General features: G+C 57.3%; 21 protein-coding genes. 17 read left to right on the top strand and 4 right to left on the bottom strand.

All coding sequences use genetic code 11. The features are described 5' to 3' along the window. The first annotated feature begins 3 nt into the window (after positions 1-3). Positions 4-372 (top strand): STAS/SEC14 domain-containing protein, encoded by a 369-nt coding sequence (locus ABLQ08_RS12585; protein ID WP_352942510.1) that lies wholly within the window; start codon positions 4-6, stop codon positions 370-372. 74 nt (positions 373-446) lie between these two features. On the opposite strand, the gene ABLQ08_RS12580 is transcribed toward ABLQ08_RS12585, so the two are convergent. Further along, positions 447-2,087 (bottom strand): alpha-glucosidase, encoded by a 1,641-nt coding sequence (locus tag ABLQ08_RS12580; protein WP_352942507.1) that lies wholly within the window; start codon positions 2,085-2,087, stop codon positions 447-449. A gap of 145 nt (positions 2,088-2,232) precedes the next feature. Between ABLQ08_RS12580 and ABLQ08_RS12575 the strand changes: the two genes are divergently transcribed. The 4 genes from ABLQ08_RS12575 (at position 2,233) to ABLQ08_RS12560 (ending at position 6,599) form a co-directional block, all read left to right on the top strand. After that, entirely contained in the window at positions 2,233-3,261 is a 1,029-nt protein-coding gene (locus ABLQ08_RS12575) for a substrate-binding domain-containing protein (protein WP_352942504.1), read from the top strand. 149 nt (positions 3,262-3,410) lie between these two features. Then, positions 3,411-4,694 (top strand): ABC transporter substrate-binding protein, encoded by a 1,284-nt coding sequence (locus tag ABLQ08_RS12570; protein ID WP_352942503.1) that lies wholly within the window; start codon positions 3,411-3,413, stop codon positions 4,692-4,694. 94 nt (positions 4,695-4,788) lie between these two features. Next, positions 4,789-5,757, top strand: coding sequence for a carbohydrate ABC transporter permease (locus ABLQ08_RS12565; protein WP_352942500.1), 969 nt, complete (start codon positions 4,789-4,791; stop codon positions 5,755-5,757). 2 nt (positions 5,758-5,759) lie between these two features. Next, positions 5,760-6,599: a carbohydrate ABC transporter permease gene (locus ABLQ08_RS12560; protein WP_352942616.1), complete on the top strand. Its 840-nt coding sequence runs from the start codon at positions 5,760-5,762 to the stop codon at positions 6,597-6,599. Positions 6,600-6,675: 76 nt separating this feature from the next. Here ABLQ08_RS12560 and ABLQ08_RS12555 read toward each other — a convergent pair whose 3' ends face one another. Both ABLQ08_RS12555 and ABLQ08_RS12550 read right to left on the bottom strand, forming a co-directional pair. Continuing rightward, a complete protein-coding gene (locus tag ABLQ08_RS12555) occupies positions 6,676-7,413 on the bottom strand; it encodes a response regulator transcription factor (RefSeq protein WP_352942498.1) in 738 nt (245 codons plus the stop codon). Beyond that, positions 7,394-8,701: a GAF domain-containing sensor histidine kinase gene (locus tag ABLQ08_RS12550; RefSeq protein WP_352942495.1), complete on the bottom strand. Its 1,308-nt coding sequence runs from the start codon at positions 8,699-8,701 to the stop codon at positions 7,394-7,396. The genes ABLQ08_RS12555 and ABLQ08_RS12550 overlap by 20 nt, the downstream gene beginning before the upstream one ends. Before the next feature lie 241 nt (positions 8,702-8,942). On the opposite strand from ABLQ08_RS12550, the gene ABLQ08_RS12545 reads away from it, so the two are divergent. The 12 genes from ABLQ08_RS12545 to ABLQ08_RS12490 all read left to right on the top strand — a co-directional run bounded on the left by ABLQ08_RS12545 (position 8,943) and on the right by ABLQ08_RS12490 (position 22,760). Next, positions 8,943-9,827 carry an SMP-30/gluconolactonase/LRE family protein gene (locus ABLQ08_RS12545; RefSeq protein WP_352942613.1) on the top strand — a complete coding sequence of 295 codons (885 nt, stop codon included), beginning with the start codon at positions 8,943-8,945 and terminating at the stop codon, positions 9,825-9,827. Between the two features lie 32 nt (positions 9,828-9,859). Further along, the gene (locus tag ABLQ08_RS12540; RefSeq protein ID WP_352942493.1) at positions 9,860-10,882 is read left to right on the top strand and encodes an ABC transporter substrate-binding protein; all 1,023 of its coding nucleotides are present in this window, start codon (positions 9,860-9,862) and stop codon (positions 10,880-10,882) included. 38 nt (positions 10,883-10,920) lie between these two features. Continuing rightward, a complete protein-coding gene (locus ABLQ08_RS12535) occupies positions 10,921-12,402 on the top strand; it encodes a sugar ABC transporter ATP-binding protein (RefSeq protein WP_352942491.1) in 1,482 nt (493 codons plus the stop codon). Beyond that, complete coding sequence (locus ABLQ08_RS12530; protein WP_352942488.1) at positions 12,399-13,343, top strand: ABC transporter permease; 945 nt, start codon at positions 12,399-12,401, stop codon at positions 13,341-13,343. Before ABLQ08_RS12535 ends, ABLQ08_RS12530 begins: the two co-directional genes overlap by 4 nt. Next, positions 13,343-14,293, top strand: coding sequence for an ABC transporter permease (locus ABLQ08_RS12525; RefSeq protein ID WP_352942485.1), 951 nt, complete (start codon positions 13,343-13,345; stop codon positions 14,291-14,293). The genes ABLQ08_RS12530 and ABLQ08_RS12525 overlap by 1 nt, the downstream gene beginning before the upstream one ends. A 323-nt stretch (positions 14,294-14,616) precedes the next feature. After that, positions 14,617-15,885 carry an ABC transporter substrate-binding protein gene (locus tag ABLQ08_RS12520; protein WP_352942482.1) on the top strand — a complete coding sequence of 423 codons (1,269 nt, stop codon included), beginning with the start codon at positions 14,617-14,619 and terminating at the stop codon, positions 15,883-15,885. Positions 15,886-15,887: 2 nt separating this feature from the next. Then, positions 15,888-16,841, top strand: coding sequence for a carbohydrate ABC transporter permease (locus ABLQ08_RS12515; RefSeq protein ID WP_352942480.1), 954 nt, complete (start codon positions 15,888-15,890; stop codon positions 16,839-16,841). Next, positions 16,838-17,659 carry a carbohydrate ABC transporter permease gene (locus tag ABLQ08_RS12510; protein ID WP_352942478.1) on the top strand — a complete coding sequence of 274 codons (822 nt, stop codon included), beginning with the start codon at positions 16,838-16,840 and terminating at the stop codon, positions 17,657-17,659. Before ABLQ08_RS12515 ends, ABLQ08_RS12510 begins: the two co-directional genes overlap by 4 nt. Before the next feature lie 5 nt (positions 17,660-17,664). Further along, positions 17,665-19,755 (top strand): beta-galactosidase trimerization domain-containing protein, encoded by a 2,091-nt coding sequence (locus ABLQ08_RS12505; protein ID WP_352942475.1) that lies wholly within the window; start codon positions 17,665-17,667, stop codon positions 19,753-19,755. Further along, a complete protein-coding gene (locus tag ABLQ08_RS12500) occupies positions 19,752-20,762 on the top strand; it encodes a LacI family DNA-binding transcriptional regulator (protein WP_352942472.1) in 1,011 nt (336 codons plus the stop codon). Before ABLQ08_RS12505 ends, ABLQ08_RS12500 begins: the two co-directional genes overlap by 4 nt. A gap of 7 nt (positions 20,763-20,769) precedes the next feature. Then, entirely contained in the window at positions 20,770-21,639 is an 870-nt protein-coding gene (locus ABLQ08_RS12495; RefSeq protein ID WP_352942469.1) for an endonuclease/exonuclease/phosphatase family protein, read from the top strand. Positions 21,640-21,656: 17 nt separating this feature from the next. Further along, the gene (locus tag ABLQ08_RS12490) at positions 21,657-22,760 is read left to right on the top strand and encodes an ABC transporter ATP-binding protein (protein ID WP_352942467.1); all 1,104 of its coding nucleotides are present in this window, start codon (positions 21,657-21,659) and stop codon (positions 22,758-22,760) included. A 73-nt stretch (positions 22,761-22,833) separates the two neighbouring features. Here ABLQ08_RS12490 and ABLQ08_RS12485 read toward each other — a convergent pair whose 3' ends face one another. Beyond that, a complete protein-coding gene (locus tag ABLQ08_RS12485) occupies positions 22,834-24,024 on the bottom strand; it encodes an MFS transporter (protein ID WP_352942464.1) in 1,191 nt (396 codons plus the stop codon). Positions 24,025-24,107 lie beyond the last annotated feature (83 nt).

The following is a 24,107-nucleotide window of genomic DNA, read 5'->3' as shown; positions in this document are numbered from 1 at the left end:
CATATGTACAAGGTATTGCCACAAAGCGAGGGCCCCACGCTGGGGCTGATGATTTCCGGAAAGATCGACATCACCGAAGAACGGGAAATGATCGAGCTTGCCGAAAAAGTGCTTGCCGAGCATGACAAGCTCAACCTGCTTGTCATTGTCGGAGAAAACGTATGGGCGTCTCTTGAGGCTGCGTATGCTGATCTCAGATGGATCACCACTCATTTGAAAAACGTTGCCAAGCTGGCGATCGTCACAGACAGCAAGACACTGGGCTGGCTGGTTGAGCAGGATGCAAAGATCGCCAGGCACCTGGGAATTGGCGAACGGCATTTTGCCACCGATGAATTGGAGGAAGCGTGGAAGTGGGCCAGGTCCACTTAACGCAACAAAGAACAAGCCCCGCTGAAAGGCGGGGCTTTTTCATCAGTGTCGATCAATCGCAGATTTGCCGGATATCAGGCCGATTGCTCCTCCAGCACCGGATGCTGCTTCACTGACACGTCTTGCGCAGCATGGGCAATCAGCGATGCGTTTGGCGCCAGGCGGAGCCTGGCAGCGCTCAGGTCCGCACCTTCACTGAAGAGAATGTCCTGAACGCCATTGATCTGAAGGTCCTGCCAGTGTGCCGACAGGTTGAACAGGCACAGCGTATGTTCATCCCGCAGGAATGCGAGAACCGGTTCTTCGGTTTTCAGAAACCGGGTCTGTCCGTATTTGAGAGCCGGATTGTCCCGGCGAAGATTGAGGAGTTCCCGGTATATCTTCAACACGCTGCCATTGGATTGTTCCTGCAGATCGGCAGCCTTGGCAAGTTGCGGCGCCTTGACCGGTAACCAGCTCGTTTCGGCGTCCGAAAACCCTCCATGTTTGGCATCATGCGTCCAGACCATGGGTGTACGGCAGCCGTCGCGTCCTTTGTCTGCCGGCCAGTAATTGAGGCCTTGCGGGTCGGTCAGTTCCTCATAGGCAAGGTCCGTTTCCGTCTGTCCCAACTCCTCGCCCTGATACAGGCAGACAGATCCTTCAAGCGACAGCAGTAGAGCGGCCGCCTGTTTGGCAAGCGCAACCGCGTTGCCGCCATGTTCCGACCAGCGGCTGCAATGACGCTGAACGTCGTGATTGGAAAATGCCCAGCAAGGCCATCCGTCCCGTGCTTCACGGAAGAAGGTCTCAATATGGTTGCGGAAGTGGCCAGCGGAAAATTCCTCGCTCAGCATGTCGAACGAATAGGCCATGTGAAGGCGCCCGCCGCTGGTATAGGCCGCCATCAGTTCCGTGCCATGGTGGTGGTCGCCGATTTCTCCAATCAGGGTGCGGTCCTGATATTCATCGAGGACACTGCGCAGTTTCTCCAGAAAGGGCAGGTTTTCCGGCTGGTTTTTCGAGAACAGCGGATATTGCATGTCGTAAAGACGACCGACTGGTCCTTCGCGCTTCACGTAGTCTGCCGGATTGTCTCTGAGCTTGGCGTCGTGAAAGTAAAAGTTGACGGTATCAAGCCGGAAACCGTCAACGCCCCGGTCAAGCCAGTAGCGAAGCACATTCAGCAGCCAATCCTGTACCTCAGCATTGTGGAAGTTGAAATCCGGTTGTTCCTTCAGGAAGTTATGGAAATAATATTGCTGACGGCGCGGTTCCCATTCCCAGGCGCCGCCACCATTGAAGATCGCCTGCCAGTTGTTGGGTGGCGTGCCATCGTGATTGGGGTCTGCCCACACATACCAGTCCGCTTTCGGGTTGGAGCGGGACTGCCTGCTTTCCAGAAAGAACGGATGCTGGTTGCTGGAATGTGACAGAACCTGGTCGATGATGACCTTGAGCCCCAGTTTGTGAGCCTCTTCGATCAGTGTGTCGAAATCCGCGAGCGATCCGAAGAGTGGATCGATGTCGGTGTAGTTGGAGACATCGTAACCCATGTCGGCCATGGGGGAGGTGAAGATCGGAGACAGCCAGATCGCGTCGACACCGAGCGAGGCGACGTAGGGCAGGCGTTGCACGATGCCTTTCAGGTCGCCGATGCCGTCGCCATTGGTATCCTGAAAGGAGCGCGGATAGATCTGATAAATGACGGATCCCCGCCACCATTCTTCTTTCATGACCAAGCCTCCTCGCTGGTTCTTGACAGGTTCGATGGCGCATATGACTATCCAAAACGTTTTGGGTTTGCAAGTTGTCCGTTCTTGGTCTCTCGCCTGAACTGGGAAACTCGGCTAAGAAAGATGGCAAATCAGGGGATCATTCATGGCAACCATCAAGGACATCAGCAAGAAGCTGGGCATCTCGGTAACGACTGTCAGTCGTGCCCTGAATGGTTATTCCGACGTCAATGAAGAAACTCGGAAGCGAATTCAGAAAGCTGCCAAGGCTATGAATTATAGGCCTAATCAGATTGCGCGGAAGCTGGTGTCCGGTCGATCTGGTATCGTGGCGATGGTTCTGCCAGATGATTACGGCATTACGACCAGGGACATCTGGTTCGAGATTATTTCCGGCTTATCTTCTGAGTTTTCCAAGCGTGACATGGATTTTGTTCTCAATGTCAGTGCCAGGGAGAACATTCTGGGCGTTTACCAGCGGATGATCGATCGCGGCACTACGGACGGATTTATCATCATTGCTCCGGTCAAGAATGATCCCCGCGTTGCAATGCTTGAAAAGCACAAGGTGCCGTTCGTGATTCACGGTCAGGCCGAGCAGCGCTTTGATTATGCTTACTTTGATATCGATAACTATGGGCTGACGCGCCGGTCGGTGGAATATCTGATCGGTCTCGGGCATACCAGAATCGCCTTTGTTTCCGGCCCCAAGGAGCATGGCTTCGTCACGCATCGTGTGAAGGGGTATTCGGACGCGCTTCGTGGGCATGGGCTGGAGCCGAAGTCTGCCTGGATCCGCTACGCCGACAAGATGTCGGAAGATTTTGGTCTGGTTTCGGCCATTCAGATCCTGAGTCGCGGAGGGGAAGTCCCGACGGCGTTTATTTGTGGTAATACCTTGATTGCAAAGGGAATTTATCAAGCTGCCGCGTCTCTCGGACTGTCTGTGCCCAATGATGTCTCCGTCATCGCGCATGATGATGCGTTGCCGGACTCTCGCGCGGTTTCATTTGATCCGCCTTTGACTGTCACGCGTTCCCCTTTGCGCGACAGTTCTGCTCCGCTGGCGGATATTCTCGTGCGGCGCATTCAGGGCGCGCCCTTGTCCGAGCTTCAGGTAACTGTTCCGGATCAGTTCATCGAAAGGCGGTCGACGGGCGAACCGGCCCGGTAAACCTCACTTTTTCGTGGTCTGCTTGACTTGCGATTCTGTTTGAATTAGCTTCCAAAACGTTTCGGATAGTTGAAAACGGCTGAAAACGGCGGTTTTTGACGAATTGAATGAAGTTTACACTAACGGGCAAGTGGCCATGGGAGGAAACGATGGCTCCGACTTCAACAAAATCATCATTGAAAAGAGTGTTGCTTTCAGCGCTCTGCCTGCCTGTGTTCGCTGCACCCGTCTCAGCGGATGTCGTGAATTACGTTTCAGGGGCACCGGCAAAAGACATCAAGATCCTCAAGGAGATCGTAAAGCCCTGGGAGGAGGCAACCGGTCACACGCTCGAATTTACATCGATGCCACCGTCGACAACGGATTCATTTGCGCAGTACCGCCTTTGGCTGGCTGCGAACAATTCCGACATTGACGTTTACGAGACCGATGTCATCTGGGCGCCGCAGCTCGCCAATCACTTTGTCGACCTGAGCAATGCTGCTTCCGATGTGATCGATGCGCATTTCCCGTCAATCATCGAATCGCAAACGGTAGACGGCAAACTGGTTGCTTTGCCGCTCTTCACCGATGCGCCTGCCCTTTACTATCGGAAGGATCTTCTTGAAAAACACGGCGCTGCCGTTCCTTCCACATGGGAGGAACTGACGGCGACGGCGAAAAGCGTGCAGGCTGCAGAGCGAGCCGGAGGGCAAAGCGACCTTTGGGGATTTGTCTGGCAGGGAAATGCCTATGAGGGATTGACCTGCGATGCCCTGGAATGGGTGAAATCCTTCGGCGGCGGTCAGATTGTCGAGCCGGATGGAACCGTTTCGATCAACAACGAGCAGGCCATCAATGCGCTGGAGCTGGCAAAGAGCTGGGTCGGCACGATCTCGCCGGAAGGGGTTCTCGCCTATCAGGAGGAAGACGCACGCGGGGTCTGGCAGACAGGCAACGCGGTGTTCATGCGAAACTGGCCATATGCCTATGCGCTGGGCAACTCCGACGATTCAGCCGTCAAGGACAAGTTTGGCGTCGTCCCGCTGCCAAGCGGTGGCTCAAACGACAAGTCGGCCGCCACACTGGGTGGCTGGAATCTTGCCGTCTCCAAATATTCAAAGAACCCGGATGCGGCGATTTCGCTGGCGCTTTATCTGACTTCCCCGGAGGCGCAGAAACGCCGGGCGCTGGAACTGTCGCGCTTGCCAACCCTCGTTTCGCTTTACGATGACGAGGACATCAAGACCGAGCAACCCGCCATCGCGGAGTGGAAGGACATTTTCCTTCAGGCCGTGCCGCGCCCCTCTGCGCCGACGAAGACCAAATACAACGAAGTTTCTTCGAAATTCTGGTCCGCCGTTCATGACACTCTGTCCGGCAACGGGTCAGCTGCAGAAAACCTGGAACTTCTTGAAATCGAGCTGAACGAGATCAAGGGCAACTCCTGGTAATACCGAGGTCCTCCGAAGGGGGCTGGGCACCTGATGCCCGGCTCCCGACTTTCGCTTAAAGGCGTCGCCGGTCATGGTTTCAAATGTGGGTCGGATGGCCATCGCAACAGGTGGGCAATCCGCATCTCAAAGATCAGATCTGCAGCAAAGCAGGATCCGGGCAGCAAGATGGTTTCTTGCCCCCATGATCGTGGTGCTGTTGTGCGTGGCCGCCTGGCCCTTGGCGCGCACGGTCTATTTCAGTTTCACCAACACGAGTCTCACCAACCTCTACGGCGGTGAATGGATCGGCTTCGACAATTATCTGAACTGGCGCACACTTTCCTCAGGCCGGGTGATCTTTCGCGGTACGCTTGTCGATCCTGACTGGTGGAACGCGGTCTGGAACACACTGCGGTTTGCGATTGTGTCGGTCGGGTTCGAAACTGTCCTGGGTCTGATGATTGCGCTGGTCCTGAATGCGGAATTCCGCGGCCGCGGACTGGTGCGCGCAGCGATTCTTGTGCCCTGGGCAATTCCGACCATTGTCTCCGCCCGCCTCTGGGGCTGGATGCTGCATGACCAGTTCGGCATCATCAACGACATCCTCCTGAAGCTGGGCCTGATCTCTCACAAGATTGCCTGGACGGCCAATCCGGATACGGCAATGCTTGCCGTTCTTGTGGTCGATATCTGGAAGACCACCCCGTTCATGGCGCTTTTGTGCCTGGCCGGTTTACAGATGATCCCAAGGGATATCTATGAAGCTGCCCGGGTGGATGGCGTTCATCCCATCAAGGTGTTTTTCTACATAACCCTGCCCTTGGTCCGCCCGGCATTGATGGTCGCGGTCATTTTCCGCCTGCTCGACGCGATGCGGATCTTCGATCTGATCTACGTCCTGACGCCAAACTCGACCCAGACCAAAACCATGTCGGTGATCGCCAGGGAAAACCTGATCGATTTCGACAAGTTCGCCTACGGTTCGGCGCAGTCGACGCTTCTTTTCCTGATCATCGGGGCCAGCGTGATTGCCTATATCCGGCTAGGCCGCGTTGATCTGACCGGGGAGGATCACAGATGATCATGCCGCGCGCTGCAAGACAGATTGCCAAGACGTCCTCGTTTTACGCGCTGGTCGCCGTGATCGTTATCGTGTCCGTTTTTCCGTTCTACTACGCGATCGTCAGCAGCTTCAAAACGGGAACGGATTTGTTCCGGATTTCCTATTGGCCCGCGCATTTCGATCTGGCCAACTATCGCACCGTGCTGGAAACGGGTGCGTTCCCGCGCAATCTGTTCAACTCACTGTTCGTTGCCACATTGACAGTGCTGCTGTCGCTGCTGCTTGCGGTGTCGGCGGCCTACGCGCTTTCGCGCGTGAAGTTTCGCGGACGCAGTCTCATGCTGATGACCATTTTGGGTGTCTCCATGTTTCCGCAGATCGCGATCCTTGCGGGATTGTTTGAGCTCGTGCGGGCGAGCGGTCTTTACAACACGCCGTATGCGCTCGTCCTGAGCTACTTGATCTTCACCTTACCCTTCACTGTCTGGGTGCTCACCGCCTTCATGAGAGACCTGCCGGTGGAGATTGAGGAAGCCGCCATCATGGATGGCGCGAAACCGTGGCAGACCGTGGTCTATGTCTTTCTGCCCCTGATGTGGCCGGCCACGGTGACGACAGGACTTCTCGCCTTCATCGGGGCGTGGAACGAGTTCCTGTTTGCTCTCACCTTCACGTCTTCGGCCAATACGCGAACGGTTCCTGTCGCCATCGCCCTGTTTTCCGGATCTACCGAGTTCGAGACGCCATGGGGCATCATCATGGCAGCATCGGTCATCGTCACGGTACCACTTGTCGCACTGGTTCTGATCTTTCAAAGAAAGATCGTTGCCGGTCTGACGGCTGGAGGCGTCAAGGGGTAGCGTTCGGAGAGACGCGGTCAGGCACGGCCTCTCGCAGACCACCAGGTAAATTGAAGCGAAGCAGGCTTCAGCTTATCTAGCTGACCTCGTTGTCCAGGCTCGCGAACCAGGCCTGATAATCCAACTCAGCGGCTTCGATCGCCTTGCCGTTAATAAGCCGGCGCAGGAATGCGATGCTGACGGCCCTGGATCTGCTGTTGTAAATGGCGCCGCCTGTGTCGCGGCCCGTTTCCTGATCGACGCCCAATTTCTCGTAGAGCGATTGCAGCCGGCTCTGGACGCTGCGCAGCGAAATGCCCCGCCGACGTGAAATCGTCCGGTCGGTCAGACCGAGGGCAATGTCGATCAATACCTCGTACTCAGAATCGGTCAGTCCCTGCAACCGGTCGTCTGCGCGTTGCTGAACACCGCGCACCGCCCTGTCGATGATGCATTGTTCTTCGACGAAGACACCCTGGAGTGCCAGTTTCAACCGGTCTTCCGATGCGGATTTCAGGATATAGCCGTATGAAGCGCCCACCGGCACAATGCGTGAAATGCCGCGGACATAGGCTTCGTCGGCATAGTTGGACCAGAACAGGATGCGCGTTTCCGGTTCTTTGCGCCAGATCGCGCGGGCCGCATCCACCCCGGTCCGGTTCGGCATCTGCAGGTCCATGACGATGGCATGGGGACAATGCTGTGCAGCAAGGGCGATGCCCTCGTCTCCATCCTTTGCCTCGATCAGTTCGGTGACATCCGGCAGCTCCCGTTCAATCACTTCCCGCAGGAATGACCGGTGCAGGACATCGTCTTCAACAATCAATACGCGCATCTAGTTCTTCTGTTTTTCCGTCAAAGGCGGCAGCGCCGCTTCTCGTTGCTGTTTCCGGCAGGATCACGCGCACGCAGGTGCCGGGCATTCTCAAACAAGGGGCAATGCTGAAATCGGCAGATATCAGAGTGGCGCGGGTTCTCATGTTTTCTATTCCACCCAGATGGTCTGCATCTTCTTCCGGCAATCCGCGTCCGTCATCGGAAATTGAAAGGCAAAGGTTGTCACTTTTCAAGGAAAGAGCAACGTCAATGCGCGAGGCATCTGCGTGCTTGATCGCATTGTTGACCGCTTCCTGCGTGATCCGGAAAAGCGCGATCTGCAAGGTTTCCTGCAAGTCGTTTCCTGCGCCGCCCGTCGTGTCGGAATAATAGGCATCGATAGACCTTGGCTGCGAAGCGACGGCTCTTTCCAACAAGGCCTCAATGCCCTGATCAAATCCGAAGAGCTGCAACACGCTCGGTCTTGCATCCTCGATAATGCTTCTGAGCTCCTGCAGGCTGACTTCCAGATCGTCGGTCAGCTGATTGAGTGCGTCTCCGGGGATCATCGGCCGACTGCGAAGGCGTCTCAGGGAGTGATTGAGCCGCGTGAGGTCTGCCAGCGTCTGGTCATGAAGATCCATCCCGATCCGCTGGCGTTCCTGTTCCAGGGCTTCCGTCAATCTAAGGGCTCCGGCGCGCAGGCCCTCTGCGTGTGCGTGGATCTCCGCTTGCCGAATGGCAGCGTTTCGAGCGCGTTCTCCCTGGTGCAGCGCGTGAATATAGGACGATAGCAGGTCGGCCACATATTGGGCGATCGTGACGTGACTGTCTTCATAAACGCCGCGCGCATGACAGGAATAGGATAGCGCGCCGATCACCTTGCCCTCGACCTGCAGGGGGACGTGAAGGCGGCTGCGCAAACGCGCGTCGAAGATCGGATCACTGAAGGCGCCAACGAAATGAAAGCGCTCATCACATTGGGCGTCGGCGGTCAGGATGAAGGTTTCTTCGCCACGCAGGATGCTTCGGATCGGGCTGACGGAAACCGGCACCGGGTCGGGAGCCTCTCCCCAGCCGGTGTGAAGGCGGGCTTCGTAGGCCACATGCATGTCCTGGTCACCGGTCAGAATGCACACGTCGATGTGGTCGTGCGGCAGGAAAAACCCGACTTCCTCCGACACTTTCTGGATCAGGGATTGAAAGTCCAGTTGACCGGCCACCGCTCGTGAAATGAGCAGAAACCGCTGGAGCATGGCTTCAGTGCTGATGGGGCTCGCTCCGGTGTTGGCGCTACTTTCGGTCAAGGATAGCGATCTCCATTCTTCCGCGCCCGAGCCTTTCCCGCCGAGACGCTGCCGAATTCCGCGTCCATTGATACGGGAACCCGCAGAGCTTGATGTGGAAAGTACAGCATACATACCGTGCGCGGCATGGAAAGCTCTCCAATACCAATTCAAGTCGGCGTCGCTTCAAGTGAGCGGCAGCATGTATCTTTGAGGGAGCGTGAGGCTGTTGCATCAGGGTGTGGAAATTGAGTGCGAGCGGATGCGGGATCTGGTTATCCCGATATGCCGGCTTGAAAAGCTCTTTGAGGACTGTCTCTGGGCGGAAGGGCCGGCCTACATGGCCGGCGCCGACTGTGTGGTCTGGTCGGATATTCCCAACAACCGCATCCTGCAATGGGTCGAGGGGCTGGGCACTCGCCCACTGGTTTCCGTATCGAACTATGCCAACGGCAACACGATCGATCGTGAGGGCAGGCTGGTCAGTTGTGAGCATCAGAGCCGCTCCGTCGTGCGCCGGGAGCACAATGGATCACGAACCGTGCTTGCTTCGCACTTCGAGGGCAAACGGCTGAATTCCCCAAATGACATCGTTGTAAGATCGGATGGATCGATCTGGTTCACGGATCCGACCTACGGCATCCTGACGGACTATGAAGGCGTGCGGGCCGAGCCGGAACAGGAAGGCTGCAACGTCTATCGCCTCGATCCGGAAACCGGCGAATTGCGCGCTGTTGTTCGCAGTATGGTCAAGCCGAATGGGCTGGCCTTCTCACCCGATGAGGATCGGCTGTATGTGTCCGATACCGGAGTTTCTCATTTGAACGGTGGCCCGCATCATATCCTGGCCTTTGATCTGAATGAGCAGGGGCTTCCGGAGAACGAGCGCGTTTTTGCCGAGATTTCTCCAGGTGTTCCAGACGGCTTCCGTGTTGATGAATTCGGCAACATCTGGTCGAGTTCCGGAAACGGCGTTCAGGTTTTCTCGCCTGAAGGAGATTTTCTCGGCCGCATCGCCGTCCCCGAAGCTGTCTCGAACCTGACTTTTGGCGGTCCGAAAAACAACCGTCTCTTCATCACAGCAACGACCTCGCTCTACGCCATCTATGTCGGTGTGCGGGGCGCAACCAGGAGAGAAATTCTCTGAGGAACTGAAGTACTTTTAATTGGGAGGAAATCATGACTATCAGACGTTCCCTGATGCTTGCGACAGCCGTCCTTGCGCTGTCTGCCGCAGGCGTCCCGTCCGCAATTGCCGACACATCGGACAAGCGGATTGCACTGTCCAACAACTATGCCGGTAACAGCTGGCGCCAGGCCATGCTCAATTCCTGGGAAAAGAACGCCGATCAGGCGGTCAAGGACGGCGTGGTGGCCGCGGGCGATGCGTTCACCACGGCGGAAAACCAGGCGACCGAGCAAGCGGCCCAGATCCAGAACCTGATCCTTCAGGGTTATGATGCAATCGTCATCAACGCAGCTTCGCCGACGGCACTCAATGGTGCGGTCAAGGAAGCATGCGACGCAGGTATCGTGGTCGTTTCGTTTGATGGTGTCGTCACCGAGCCCTGTGCCTGGCGCATTGCGGTCGATTTCAAGAAGATGGGCGAGATCCAGGTCGACTACCTCGCAGAACGGTTCCCGGACGGTGGCAATCTTCTGGAAATCCGCGGTCTTGCCGGGGTCTTCGTTGACGACGAAATTCACTCGGGCATCGAATCTGGTGTTGCCAACCACAACAAGTTCAATGTCGCCGGCTCGGTTCATGGCGAATGGACCCAGACCGTTGCCCAGAAGGCCGTCGCGGGAATTCTACCAAGTCTGCCGGAAGTGGTCGCTGTCGTGACCCAGGGGGGAGATGGTTATGGTGCGGCGCAGGCCTTTGCTGCCGCCGGACGGCCGACACCGATCATCATCATGGGCAACCGGCATGACGAGCTGACATGGTGGAAGGAGCAAAAGGATGCCAACGGCTATGAAACCATGTCGGTTTCCATTGCGCCGGGTGTCTCCACGCTTGGCTTCTGGGTTGCGCAGCAGATCCTTGACGGCAAGGATGTTCCCAAGGATCTGATCGTGCCGTTCCTGCAAATCGATCAGGCGGACCTTGAAGAAGGGCTTGCCAACACCGAGGCAGGCGGCGTTTCCAACGTCGAGTATTCCCTCGACGATGCCAAGTCCTATCTCGACGGCGTCAAGTAAGGCGTCCCAGTACCGTCCGTTGACTTTCCGGGGGAGCAATGACAACGGAAACCAGGCCTCCCTTGATTGCTCTCAAGGGAATTCGAAAAGTATTCGGGGCGGTACAGGCCCTCGCCGGTGTGGATCTCGAAATCCGCACCGGCGAATGCCTGGGGCTTGTCGGCCATAATGGCGCCGGCAAGTCGACCTTGATGAACATTCTTGCCGGAACGCTGACCGCAAGCGGCGGCGATCTTGAAGTGGCAGGTACTAATCAGGGCAAGGGTTACTCGGTTCAAAGTGCCGGAAATCTTGGCATCCGCTGTGTCTTTCAGGAATTGTCGCTTTGTCCGAACCTGTCTGTTGCCGAGAACACCCGGATCATTCATCCGATGCTGAAGGGCTTCGGCTGGCGCAAGCGTGCCGGCATTCTGATCATGGATCAGTTGGACCTGATCTTTCCGGGACATGGAATTTCCAGCAGCAGCATCATTGGCGATCTGTCAATCGCAAAGCGCCAGATGGTGGAAATTGCCCGCGCCTTTACGGTGACGGATACGGAACTGCACCTCGTGATCCTCGATGAGCCGACCTCGTCGCTGGATGCCCAGGTCGCCGACCAGCTGCTGGCTCATATTCGGGGCATTGCGTCCCAAGGGGTAAGCATCATCCTGATTTCGCATCTGCTGGGCGAAATCCTTCAAGTGTCCGATAAGATTGCGGTGATGAAAGACGGGCGTGTGGTCGATTTGCGCGCTGCTGAAAAGTTTGACCGGACCAGCCTGGTGGAGGCGATGGGCAGCACCGTGGTTGCCGAGGCCGCGCCGCGCCGTGACGCCGTCCCTGCAAGCGCCAAGGGCGAAGAGCGCGTCCATATGCGTCCACCTGGCCAGCCGGACGACCAGAGCATCAGGGCGCAGGCAGGTGAGGTGATCGGTTTTGCCGGTCTGGCCGGTCAGGGCCAGACGGCGGCACTTCTATCTGTCTACGACGGTCATGGCGTTTTGCCCTCAACCGGAGGAGAGGCGGCTTGTTGTTTTGTTGCAGGTGACCGGCAGGTGGACGGCGTTTTGCCGCTTTGGTCGATCCGAAAAAATATCGGGATCAGCTCGCTGAAGAGATTGAGGTCCGGTTTACTGGTGCAGGGCGAGAGGGAACAGGAGCTTGCCGAAGCCTGGAAAGACCGGATCGGTATCCGGGCGCCCGATGTCGAAGCGCCGATTCTGTCGCTCTCTGGCGGTAATCAGCAAAAAGTCCTATTTGCCCGCGCGCTGGGCTCTGCGGCGGACATTGTGCTGATGGACGACCCCATGAGAGGGGTCGATGTCGGTACGAAAAACGAGGTCTACGCCATCATCCGACAGGAAGCTTCCAGGGGGCGAACCTTTCTTTGGTACACGACCGAAATGGAAGAACTCGACTATTGCGATCGCGTCTATGTGTTCCGTGACGGAGTGGTCGCCGAAACTCTTTCGGGCGACGACATCACGGAAGAAAAGCTGTTGCTTGCCTCTTTCAAACAGGTGGCCGAACCGGCATGACATATCTTCACTTCTTTACTTCGGCCCGGTTCTGGCGAGGGGCGTTGCCGGCGCTGTCTCTGACCTTCGTTCTATTGGGCGTGTTCTGGTTGCAGCCACGCGCCATGAGCTATTTCGGCCTCAATCTTCTTTTCAATCTCGCCGTGCCGATTGCACTTGCGACCATCGCCCAGATGTTCGTGATCGCCGTGAACGATCTGGATCTGTCGATCGGTAGCTTTGTGTCGCTGGTCGCCTGTATCGGGGCGACCTGGCTCAATGACACGCCATTGCTGGGAATAGCGGCGCTGGCGGGGTGTGTTCTTGTTTATGCGGCTCTTGGGGCATTGATCCATCTGCGGCAGTTGCCCAGCATTGTTGTCACGCTGGGCATGTCGTTTGTCTGGTCAGGCTGTGCAGTCCTGTTGCTGCCAACGCCCGGCGGTGCGGCGCCGGATTGGATTCGCGCGCTTGTTTCCTTCAAGCCGCCTTACGTGCCCATGCCGTTGATTGCTGCGCTGGTTCTGGCAGTGGTCGTCTACTTCGGACTGATGCGCACGTCCTGGGGTGTCTTGATGCGTGGCGTCGGCGGCAACGAAAAAGCCCTCACCCGGGCTGGCTGGTCGATCCTGAAACTCAAGATGGTCATGTATTCGCTGACCGCCTTGTTCGGCATTTTTGCCGGGCTCACGCTGGTCGGTCTCGCGACGTCTGCGGATGCCAATATCGCGCTTCGCTATACCTTGTTGTCGATCGCCGGGGTCATTCTCGGTGGAGGTGAGTTCGTTGGAGGGCGGGTGTCGCCTGCCGGTGCTGTTCTTGGTGCGATGACACTGACCCTGACCGCCTCCTTCCTTTCATTTCTGCGGATCTCGCCGGACTGGCAAATCGGTGCTCAGGGAGCAATCCTGATCATCGTTCTGGCTCTGAGGGCTGTCGTCAACCGTCTGGAGAATCGCTGATGAAAGTGCTCGATACACTCACGCGCAATCGTCCCTGGAGCTGGTCTTTCCTGGCGGCGTTTCTGACCTGGGCCGTCACGGCGGCCTATATCAGTGGAAGCGGTGGTCTGGCCTTGGCATCGACCGCGCTGTCCTTCGCGACCTTCTTTGTGATGGTCGGGATCGGGCAGATGTTCGTCATCACCCTTGGGCCGGGCAATGTCGATCTGTCCATTCCATCGACGATCACGTTGTCGGCTGTGGTTGCCATGATGGTGATGGGTGGCGACAACGCCATGATCCTGCCGGGTTTTCTTGCGGCGATTGTCGTTGGAGGGGTGGTTGGGCTGTTCAATTACGGCCTTATCCGTGTCCTAAGCATTCCACCGATCATAGCGACCATGTCGTCCAGTTTTCTGGTGCAGTCCAGTGCGATTGCCCTGGGGCGCGGGGTCAAGATCAAGCCGCCGCCGGTTCTTGAGTGGGTGTCGACCGCGAAGGTCGCGGGGCTGCCGATCCTGTCGCTCGGTGTTGTCGTGTTTGCGCTGGGCATGGCGGTTCTGCTTAACCGCACTGTTTACGGCCGGTCGGTGACGGCTTTCGGGCAAAATGTTCGTGCGGCACGGCTTGCGGGCGTCCCCGTGGAGCGTATTAGGTACCTGACCTATACGCTGTCCGCGGTGCTTGCGGCGGTCTGCGGGGTGTTTCTGGCCGGTTTCTCGGGTGGGTCTTCGCTGAATATGGGCGAAGAGTATCTTCTTGCCTCGATTGCGGTCGTTGTGATCGGTGGATCGTCCATCGCAGGTGGCAATTCCAACGTGCCGGGCATTTACGGGTCGGCCCTGTTTCTCTTTTTGCTGGTGGCAATGCTCAACACCTTCGGGGCAGCTGCCGGCGTGCGCCTGATTCTGACAGGCCTGATCATCGTCGGTGTCGTTACTTTTGCCGGTGGGCGAAAGGAAGGCCGGTAGGCGAACATAAAATTTCACGATCATTCCGCTTGCTGCGACGCGGGTCGTTTTTGAGCCGGAGGAGACATGAAGGGTCACCTCCGGCATGCGCATGCACGTCTTCATAACTTTCCTGAAACTCCACAAAAAATAAGCTTCCAGCCAAGACATTCGAGCAAGGTTGTGTGGCAACTGTGACCACCTGCCGGAGAGTGATTTTGACGTCTTTTCTGCGTTAGTTGAAAACGTTGTCAAAATAAAAACAGAAAATTTCCGCTTGATTCAAACTAACATGTCAGATTATTAGATTAAGAAGTTGAAACGTTTCATTTTGGGAGGACGTTATGAAATTCATGGTTGGAACGTCGGCGCTTGCCTTGGTCGCCAGTGCGATGTTTGGCGGAGCTGCGCAGGCTGCGGATCAGGAACTTGTCATCTTCAACTGGCTCGGCGGTTCCGAGCGCGAGATGATCGTGAAGCTGGAAGAGGGATTCGAGGCAAAGTATCCGAACATCGACGTCAAGGACATCAATCCAGCGGCCGGTGGCGACGATGCGCGCGGCGGAATTCGTACCGCACTGCTGGCAGGCGAAAAGTTCGACATCCTGATCAACACCTGGCCGTCACTGGAAAAGGAAATGGTCGACAACGGACTGCTGAGGCCACTGGATGGTGCGTGGGAGCAGTATGGTTGGTCGAATGCTCTCAGCGACAGCTGGAAAAACCTCAGCAATCATGAGGGTAAGACCTACGGCGCCTATTTCATTGCAGGAAACAGATCAGGCCTCTGGCATCGCACCGATACGATGAAGGACACCGGCATTGCGAACGTGCCAACCGAGTGGGACGGCTTCCTGGCCTCGTTCGGACCTTTGAGCGAGGCTGGAAAACTTCCCGTCTTTATCGGTGCGCGCAGCTGGGCGCAGACGGAATGGTTCGAAAATGCTCTCCTGAAGACGGCCGGTACGGATTTTGCCGGCAAGCTGGCACGACACGAGGCAAAGTGGACCGATGAGCCGGTCAAGGCCACGTTCCGCAACCTGCGCGACATGCTCCAGGCCAATTGCTGTGCCGACGCGGATACCATGTTGTCCACGCACTGGACTGATGCGGCAGATGCCGTTCTGAAGGACGGCAAGGCCGGTTACATGCTGATCGGTACCTGGGTGAACAGCCGGGCCTCCAACGAGTACGCACTGAAACCGGGCGTCGACTACGACTTCGTCCAGTTCCCGACCATCGATCCGGCTCATGCGGAGGCGATGAGCGTTGACGGCAAAAACCTCGTTGTCATGGAAAGCGCCGCCAATCCGGAAGCTGCTGAAAAATTCATCGACTATGTCCTGAGCCCGGAAGGATCGGCGATCATTGCCGAATATGGTCAGGCGACGCCGAGCGCCAACAGCGATCTGTCGGATTACGATCCGGTTGTCGCCAAGTACGCGTCGCTGTTGCAGAGCTCGGATGTTTTCTTCGTGCTTGATGATCTGCTGCCGGCGGAATTGAGCGGCGAGTTCCGCGTCAGCCTGCAGAAATTCCTGAAAGATCCGTCCGACGCCAATATTGACGCGATCACGCAGGCTCTCGAAGCCAAGGCTAGCGAAGTCTACTGATAATGCTGCACGGGTCTCATTCCTCCTCTTCCCGGCAGACCCCGGCCAGTCCCTTCTCGGGGCTGGCCGCAAGGCTTCTGTCGGGGAAACTCAGGAGATATGACTGGGTCGCGTTCGCCTTGCTGGCGCCAACCCTGTTCTTCTTTGCAGTGGGGGTTCTCTATCCGCTGCTCGATACGTTTCGGGTCAGTTTTCTGGACTGGACAGGTTTGAGTCGGCCCAAACCGGCAGGTTTCGAGAACTACATCAAGCTGTTTGCCGACCCGAACTTTCACAATGCACTCCGGGTCACGCTGACCTGGACATTGTCCTGCACATTCATTTCCGTTGCGATCGGTTGGTCGTTCGCGTTGATGTCAGGACTTGCGCCCAAGGCAACCGCTCCCTTCCGGATCGTTATCTTTGCCGCCTATGGAATTTCGGAAACGGCCAGCGGTCTCATGTGGCTTGGCATCCTGCAACCTGAATTCGGCCTCTTGAACGGTGTCCTGCGGGCCGTGGGACTTGAGAACTGGACCAATCCCTGGCTGGGAGATCCCGACACCGCCCTTTGGGGGGTCATCGCAGCCTATGTCTGGACCCAGGCCGGTCTGCCTCTTCTCACCTGCTTTGCGGCTATCCAGGCGATTCCGCGCAGTCAGATCGAAGCGGCCTATGTCGATGGCGCAACCAATTGGCAGATCCTGCGCTACATCATGATGCCGCTCAGTCTGCCGGGCGTGAACATCGCGATCTTCATCAATCTGCTGAACAGCCTCAAAGCCTTCGACATGATCCAGATCCTGACCGCCGGGGGGCCAATCCGCGCAACCGAGACCGTTGGCTACTTCATGTACCAGGAGACGGTTGTCTACTTCAAACAGGGTTACGGTGCGGCCAGCACCATCGTGCTGCTTCTGGCCATCATGGTCTGTTCGCTGCCCCTGATCCTCAAACGGAGCTCGGAAGCCAGATGATCCGCAAGACCCCGACATGGCCCGTCTTCATCATGGGGGCTGTTGCAGCCCTCTGGCTGGTGCCGCTGGCGGGCATCGTGATGATGTCGATCCGTCCGGAAGCCGAGATCACGTCTGGCTGGTGGGTGCTCGATCCCTTCACCTTCACGCTTGATGCCTGGATTGAAGTCTGGACGACCTATCCGCTCGGCAAGGCTTTCGTGAACTCGCTTCTGATTGCTCTGTTCGCCACGATCCTGCCGGTTCTGTTCGCCCCGGCGGCCGCCTATGCGTTCCACTATCTGAAGTTTCCCTTCAGCAAGGTGCTGCTTCTCATCCTGGTCAACGCGTTCGTGGTGCCCAACCAGGTTGTCATCATTCCGCTGTTCAAACTGTGGCGCGAACTGGGGCTGATCGACAGCTACCTGTCGGTGGTGATCCCGTTTGTCGGATTGTCCTTCGCCTGGGCGGTTCTTCTGGTGAAGAACTTTCTGCGCAATTTCCCCAGATCGCTCATCGATGCGGCGCAGGTTGACGGTTGCGGCCATCTCAGAACTTACTTCTACATCGTTCTGCCCAATTCGCTGACAGCGATGGCTGCCGTCGCGATCCTGCAATTCATGTGGACCTGGAACGCTCTGCTGATCCCGATGCTGTTCCTCAGGGAAAACGCCACGCTGCCGGTTCTGCTCTCCACGATATCCGGCGCTTACGAACCCAACTGGGATCAGCGTGCGGTGGCCACCATCATCACCTCGGTGCTGCCCCTGATCATTTTCCTGGTGTTCCAGAAATATTTCTCGGCCGACGGCAAGAACCGTAGCGGCGCAAAAGGATAACAAGCATGCCGAAGCAAGAGCCGGAGAATTTCCGCTTTCGCCAGATCCACCTGGACTTTCACACCTCGGAACATATTGAAGGTGTCGGCGCTGATTTCGATCCCGAACAGTTCGTGCAGGCGCTCAAGGACGGGGCAGTGTCTTCAGTGACGCTGTTCGGCCGTTGTCACCACGGCTGGGCCTACTATCCGACCGAAGTCGGCAAGCCTCACCCGCATCTGAGCCGTCCGGATCTGCTCGGCGACATGGTGAGGGCGTGCAGGAAAGCGGACATTGAAACGCCGATCTACATGACCGTGCAATGGGACGAGTTGAGTGCGCGCGAACACCCGGAATGGCGGGTCATGCAGGCAGAGAACAGGGCAGCTAACTACCCCGGTACAGAAGCCAGTGCCATGAACCAGCTGACGCCGACCTGGCACACGCTTTGTCTGAACCACTCTGTATATGTCGATCATCTGATCGCCATGACGCGCGAGGTCTGTGAAGCTTACGCTCCGCCGGCACTTTTCATGGATATTCTGGGGTCTTACGACTGCGTCTGTAACAGTTGTCTCCAGTCCATGCGCGAAGCAGGGCTCGACCCGCTGGTTGCCGCGGATCGCAAGGCCAACGACAAGGCCGTTTTGATGGCGTTCTTCGAGCGTTTTACCCGTGAAATCAACGGTGAATTTCCGGACGTGCGGATCTTCTACAATTCAGGCCATATCTTCAAAGGTCAGAAGGAACGCTATCAATATTACGGCCAGCTTGAACTGGAGAGCCTGCCAACCGGTGGCTGGGGTTACGATCACTTTCCGGCATCAGCGCGCTATGCGGACGGGCTTGGACTGCCGATGCTCGGCATGACCGGACGCTTCCACACCCATTGGGGCGAATTCGGCGGTTTCAAACGGCCTGAAGCCTTGATTTTCGAGTGCTGCCAGATGATTGCCATGGGAGCGCATTGCTCGATCGGCGACCAGCTGCATCCGCGAGGCGCCATGGATCCGGCCACCTACGACCTGATCCGCCCGGCCTATGAACGGGTGAGGGAGCTGGAGCCTTACGCGGTCGGAGCGGAATATCAGGCCGACGTTGCGCTGCTTTCGCTTGAATCCCAGAATGGGGGGCTGACCGCCCACCTTGGACATCAGACGTCGGAAAGCGACACTGCCGCTGCCCGAACGATGCTGGAAATGCAGATCCCGTTTGACGTGATCGAAGGGGATGCGGACCTGTCGAAGTACCGTCTGGTCGTGCTGCCGGACGATATCCGGCTGGACAATGACCTTGCCGTCAGGATTGAAGAATATCTTGCCGGGGGCGGCACCGTTCTGGCGACAGGGCGATCGGGGCTGAATGCTGAAGGCAATGCCCTGATGCTGGATATTGGTGCTTCTCTGGCGCCGGATATCTGCTTCGATCCCAGTTACCTGCGGGCCGATCCGAATCTTGATCCTGACCTGCCGGTCTCATCCATCGTGATGTACGAGCAGCCTCTCGGTCTTCAGGCTCACGACGCTGACGTGCTTGCGGCTGTCAGGCCGTCCTACTTCAATCGGAAATGGGACCGGTTCTGCTCACATCTGCATACGCCGGAAGATGTTACGGCCGAGGATATTGGTCCGGCGATCCTGCAAAAAGGCCGACTTATCTTCTGCGCTTATCCGCTTTTCAGGCTCTACGGTGCGACCGGGCAGGTGCTCTACAAGTATCTGCTTCGCGGGATGATCAACCGGGTCTACGGCGAACGGTTGATGGGAACCGATCTGCCGTCTGCGGCACGGCTGTCACTGATGAACCAGCCTGCCGAGCACAGACAGATCCTGCATGTTCTCTACGCTCCGACTCAACTGCGCGGGGCCGGAATGAAATACAATGACGGTCAGACGCGCCAGGTTGAGATCATCGAGGATGCCCCTGAAGTCGATGGCGCAACTGCCTGGATCAGAACTGATGCCGCTCCAGCCAAAGTCACCTGTGCCCATACGGGCCGGGACGTGCGATGGACGCATGACATCGAACGTGGTCGTCTACTACTGTCTATTCCCAGATTTCATATTCATACCGCTCTCGTCATTCATGCGGAGCAGCAGAAAGACAGTTTCAGATGAACCATCGCAATCCGACCATTCTGGACGTTGCAAAGAAGGCTGATGTCGCTGTCGGCACGGTCTCCCGTTTCCTGAATGGCCGGAACATTCGAAAGTCCAATCGCGACCGGATAGAAGCTGCCATTTCCGAACTCGGGTTCCGGGCAAACATTGTGGCCCGGGCGATGAAGACCGAACGGACGAAGTCAATCGGATTGCTGGTGCCGGTTTTTGACGAGTTCAACTCGGCGATCCTGTCCGTTCTTGTCGATGAACTTCAAGCGAACGGTTATTCCCTGCTGACCTTTCACCATGGCCATCAGGCCAAGGCGATGATCGAGGCGCTGGAGGCCGCCGCGTCCCGCCGGATCGATGCCCTGCTCCTGTCGGCCACGGAAGGCATTCAGACCGAGGTCGAGCGGCAGGTCGCCGGGGACCTGCCGATTACCCTGTTCAACAATGACCTGCCCGAGGTTGCCGCCGACAGAGTGTTGGTCAATGACCGGGCCGGAACAGCACAAGCAGTGCGCCGCATGGTTGAGTTCGGACACGAGCGGATCGGTTTTGTCAGTGGTGACCTGTTTGAGTCCACCGCACGCAATCGCCTTGATGGTTACCTCGACACGATGCGTGAGCTGGGCCTTCCCATTGTAGAAGAGCTGATATGGAAACAGGACTGGAGCCGCAGCAACGGTCACGTCGCGACTCGCGCGTTTTGCGAAAGGACCGATCCGCCGACGGCGATCTTTTACAGCAGCTACATTCTGGCAACTGGCGGACTTGAATACATGCGCGGTGCCTCGCTGGTGCCGGGCAAGGATATGCACATCGTCTCCTTCGACGACCCCGACTATTTCTCCTTGCTGGCGCCCGGCATTACCGCCGTGGCGCAGCCCGTCAAGGCAGTGGCTCAATCCCTTGCCGAACTGACGATCAGCAGGCTGGAAAACGACATAGACGCCCCGCGGACCGTGACGCTTGATTGCGATTTCAAACTGCGTGGATCGCTTGGACTGAAGAAAGACTGAACCGGACATGAAACTTGTCAGCTACAACATCCGATACGGTGTAGGTATCGACGATCAACTGGATCTGCCTCGCATTGCACGTGAACTGGAAGGCGCCGACATCATCGGCCTGCAGGAGGTGGACCGCTTCTTCAAACGGGGCGGTGACGTGGATCAGGCAGCTGAAATTGCAGCACTGCTCGGAGACTATCATTGGGTATACGGAGCAGGTCAGGACACCGACGGGAGCTATCGCGACGACGACGGCCGGCTCGTCAATCGCCGCCGCCAGCATGGCGAGATGATCCTGTCACGCTATCCGATCCTTTCCACCCGCACATACCCGTTGCCGAAAATGGGGTCGATCACACGCCACGCCGTGCAGGCGGCGCTGCTGGAAGCGGTGATTGACGCGCCGGGTGGAGCGATCCGTGTGTACAACACGCATCTCTTTTATTGGTCGCCGGACTTTGCCGTGACACAGGCCCGTTTCGTCCGGGATCGCATCCTGGTGGCTCCCGGAGAAGGAGGTGCCTGGTGCGGCGATCCGGAGTTGATCGATGCGCACTGGCAGAATGATTCTCCCGTGCCGCCGATGCCACGTGACGTTATCTTGATGGGAGACCTGAACAGCAACGTCGAAACTCCGGTCTACGAGACGTTTGTCGGGCCGAAATCGATGGAGGGCGGCCGGGTTCAGACGATTGACGGGTTTGTCGATCCGTGGGTCTGGCTTGGCAATGAGGAAACTTCCGGCAGGACGTCGCATTTTTCCGACGACAGGATCGACCACATTCTGGTCGGCGCGTCTCTCCGCCATCGCATCCGCAGCATGCATATCGACGAAAACGCCCGTGGTTCAGATCATCTGCCGGTCTGGGTCGAGCTTGGCGAATAGGACAGGGACGGACAATCATGGCACGCGTAGCGTTGAACAAAATCGTCAAGGCCTATGGCAAGGTCGAGGTCGTTCATGGCATCGATATCGACATTGCGGACAAGGAATTCGTCGTTCTGGTCGGTCCCTCGGGCTGCGGAAAATCCACCACCTTGCGCATGATCGCGGGTCTCGAGGAAATCAGCGGCGGTACATTGTCCATTGGCGACAGGGTGGTGAATGACCTTCCGCCGCGAGACCGCAACATTGCGATGGTGTTTCAGGATTATGCGCTTTATCCGCATATGAGCGTCGCCGGCAATCTCGGTTTCAGCCTCAAGATATCCGGGACGCCGAAGGCGGAAATCGACCGGCGCGTTGCCGAAGCCGCCGACATCTTGGGGCTGACGGATTATCTTGGCCGCAAACCCGGTCAGCTTTCGGGCGGTCAACGCCAACGTGTTGCGATGGGCCGGGCGATCGTGCGCCATCCGGATGTCTATCTGTTCGACGAACCGCTGTCGAACCTGGACGCCAAGCTGCGGACGCAGATGCGTATCGAGATCAAGAAACTGCACCAGCGCGTCGGCAACACAATCGTCTATGTCACTCATGATCAGATCGAGGCAATGACCCTCGCGGACCGGATCGTCATCATGAAAGACGGTTACATTGAACAGATCGGAACCCCGCGGGAAGTGTTCGAATATCCTGTGAACACCTTTGTGGCGACCTTCATCGGATCACCGCCGATGAACCTGATCAACACCGAGGTTGGGAGCCGGGACGGCGCACCGGTCCTGACGCTTCCTGGTGGCGCGCAGATCTCGGTACCGAAACGGCTTGTCGGCAAGCTGCCACAAAACAGGGATCTGAAGCTTGGGATTCGGCCCGACGCAATTTCACCTGCAGGCCATGGACTGCCGGTCGAAGGGGAAAGCGCTTCCCTTTCCATGCCGGTCATGTTGTCGGAAGACCTGGGCGCAGAAGCTGCCCTGTTTGCCGATCTCGGTGGTGGACAGGTGCAGTCCGTGATGTTCAACCCTCGCCCCGTTTCCTCCGGCGAAAAGCTGGAGTTCCAGATCTCGCTGGAAAAATGCCATCTGTTCGATGGCCAGAGCGGTCTCAACCTGGCCGCATAACTGCGTCGAACTCCGGCATCCCACAGGTGACGACTCAGCTTTCATGCAGACCGTCACCTGTTCGCCGCCGCTCTCAAGAAGAACTTGTCATTCCTGCCGAAACGCGGTCCCGTAACCCTCTCCAGGCGGCCATTGTTGCTTCAATCCCGGCCAGTCCCGCAACCAGGATCAGCAAGGCAAAAGACCCTGTTTCCACGATCATCCATCCGGCTATCAGCGGGAAACCGAATATTCCCACGAAATAGCTCAGGGCGAAGAACTGCAAGGTTTGCGGTATCAGGGATGCTTCGGCGTCGTTGGCAGCCATGGCGGCAAGAATCGGATAACTGACGCCGTAGCCGATGCCGAAGAGGAACGCGACCAGCAGATAAAGCAGATCATCGTTGCCGGCGCCAAGAAACAGGACAACGGACGCGAACATCACATACTGCAAGGCTGCGATCGTCAAATACGGATTGCTTCCTCCCTTGAAGCGCGCTAGCGCCAGGCGAAACAACACCACTGTCACCGTATAGGCAAGAAAGTAGTCTGCATAATCAAGCCCGCGTTCATCGGCGAAAACTGTCTGGAAGTTGTTCATACCGGCAAAGACACTTGCCCCCAGGCAAACCAAAACGACGGGAAGTCGTGCTGGTGAACGCAGGATTGCTGCAACGGTGCCCAACGACAGGCTGGAACGCGTTTCATATCCCGCCGCTTGTGAATGCCGGTGTACGGGAGTGACCAGAGCGAAAAACATCAACGCGGCAATCAGGCACAAGGCTCCTGTCAGGAAAAACGCGTCGTTTACGGTGAATTGGGCGTTTTCCAGCGCGGAGGCAAGGACCGGAGACAAGCCGAATCCGGCCATTATTGCGACCGACAGCAGGGCGAAAAAACGCACGCGCTCTTCGCCGGGCACAAGGCGCGTCAGCACGATCGGTGCGAGGGCATAGGTCAGGCCCCACCCAGCCCCGAGCGAGGCGCTGGCCAGAACAAGCAGAGCGCCGACACTTTCGGCCAATCCATATGAAGTTAGAGACCCGGCAATGAGCAGGCAGGCGATGCCCAACGTGCGCACCCGGCCAAACCGGTCAGACAGATGTCCTGCGTAGTAAACTGTCAGCAAGGTGGAAACCGCGGTGACGAAGAGCATGAGACCGACCACCTTTTCGTCGGCGGAGAGCCCTTCGAACAATCGCGGCAGCATGAATGTAAGCCCGTAGGCTCCGGCTTGCAGAAAGTTGGCAAGGTAAAACAGGATCAAAGTGGTTGAACGCGACATACATGAGTTCCTTTGACAGGGCTGGTTCCCGCCCTAGTGATCAGTCACCTACGCTTGTCACGAATTTGGTTGTCCATTAATGT

The organism is Roseibium sp. SCP14 (assembly GCF_040329475.1).
Lineage (GTDB): Bacteria > Pseudomonadota > Alphaproteobacteria > Rhizobiales > Stappiaceae > Roseibium.
This window is presented reverse-complemented; position numbering and strand designations above follow the sequence as displayed.

Coding starts and splice junctions, on each gene's coding strand:
- ABLQ08_RS12585 (WP_352942510.1), top strand. CDS start 4: ATGTACAAGGTATTGCCACAAAGCGAGGGCCCCACGCTGGGGCTGATG.
- ABLQ08_RS12580 (WP_352942507.1), bottom strand. CDS start 2,087: ATGAAAGAAGAATGGTGGCGGGGATCCGTCATTTATCAGATCTATCCG.
- ABLQ08_RS12575 (WP_352942504.1), top strand. CDS start 2,233: ATGGCAACCATCAAGGACATCAGCAAGAAGCTGGGCATCTCGGTAACG.
- ABLQ08_RS12570 (WP_352942503.1), top strand. CDS start 3,411: ATGGCTCCGACTTCAACAAAATCATCATTGAAAAGAGTGTTGCTTTCA.
- ABLQ08_RS12565 (WP_352942500.1), top strand. CDS start 4,789: ATGGCCATCGCAACAGGTGGGCAATCCGCATCTCAAAGATCAGATCTG.
- ABLQ08_RS12560 (WP_352942616.1), top strand. CDS start 5,760: ATGCCGCGCGCTGCAAGACAGATTGCCAAGACGTCCTCGTTTTACGCG.
- ABLQ08_RS12555 (WP_352942498.1), bottom strand. CDS start 7,413: ATGCGCGTATTGATTGTTGAAGACGATGTCCTGCACCGGTCATTCCTG.
- ABLQ08_RS12545 (WP_352942613.1), top strand. CDS start 8,943: ATGCGGGATCTGGTTATCCCGATATGCCGGCTTGAAAAGCTCTTTGAG.
- ABLQ08_RS12540 (WP_352942493.1), top strand. CDS start 9,860: ATGACTATCAGACGTTCCCTGATGCTTGCGACAGCCGTCCTTGCGCTG.
- ABLQ08_RS12535 (WP_352942491.1), top strand. CDS start 10,921: ATGACAACGGAAACCAGGCCTCCCTTGATTGCTCTCAAGGGAATTCGA.
- ABLQ08_RS12530 (WP_352942488.1), top strand. CDS start 12,399: ATGACATATCTTCACTTCTTTACTTCGGCCCGGTTCTGGCGAGGGGCG.
- ABLQ08_RS12525 (WP_352942485.1), top strand. CDS start 13,343: ATGAAAGTGCTCGATACACTCACGCGCAATCGTCCCTGGAGCTGGTCT.
- ABLQ08_RS12520 (WP_352942482.1), top strand. CDS start 14,617: ATGAAATTCATGGTTGGAACGTCGGCGCTTGCCTTGGTCGCCAGTGCG.
- ABLQ08_RS12515 (WP_352942480.1), top strand. CDS start 15,888: ATGCTGCACGGGTCTCATTCCTCCTCTTCCCGGCAGACCCCGGCCAGT.
- ABLQ08_RS12510 (WP_352942478.1), top strand. CDS start 16,838: ATGATCCGCAAGACCCCGACATGGCCCGTCTTCATCATGGGGGCTGTT.
- ABLQ08_RS12505 (WP_352942475.1), top strand. CDS start 17,665: ATGCCGAAGCAAGAGCCGGAGAATTTCCGCTTTCGCCAGATCCACCTG.
- ABLQ08_RS12500 (WP_352942472.1), top strand. CDS start 19,752: ATGAACCATCGCAATCCGACCATTCTGGACGTTGCAAAGAAGGCTGAT.
- ABLQ08_RS12495 (WP_352942469.1), top strand. CDS start 20,770: ATGAAACTTGTCAGCTACAACATCCGATACGGTGTAGGTATCGACGAT.
- ABLQ08_RS12490 (WP_352942467.1), top strand. CDS start 21,657: ATGGCACGCGTAGCGTTGAACAAAATCGTCAAGGCCTATGGCAAGGTC.
- ABLQ08_RS12485 (WP_352942464.1), bottom strand. CDS start 24,024: ATGTCGCGTTCAACCACTTTGATCCTGTTTTACCTTGCCAACTTTCTG.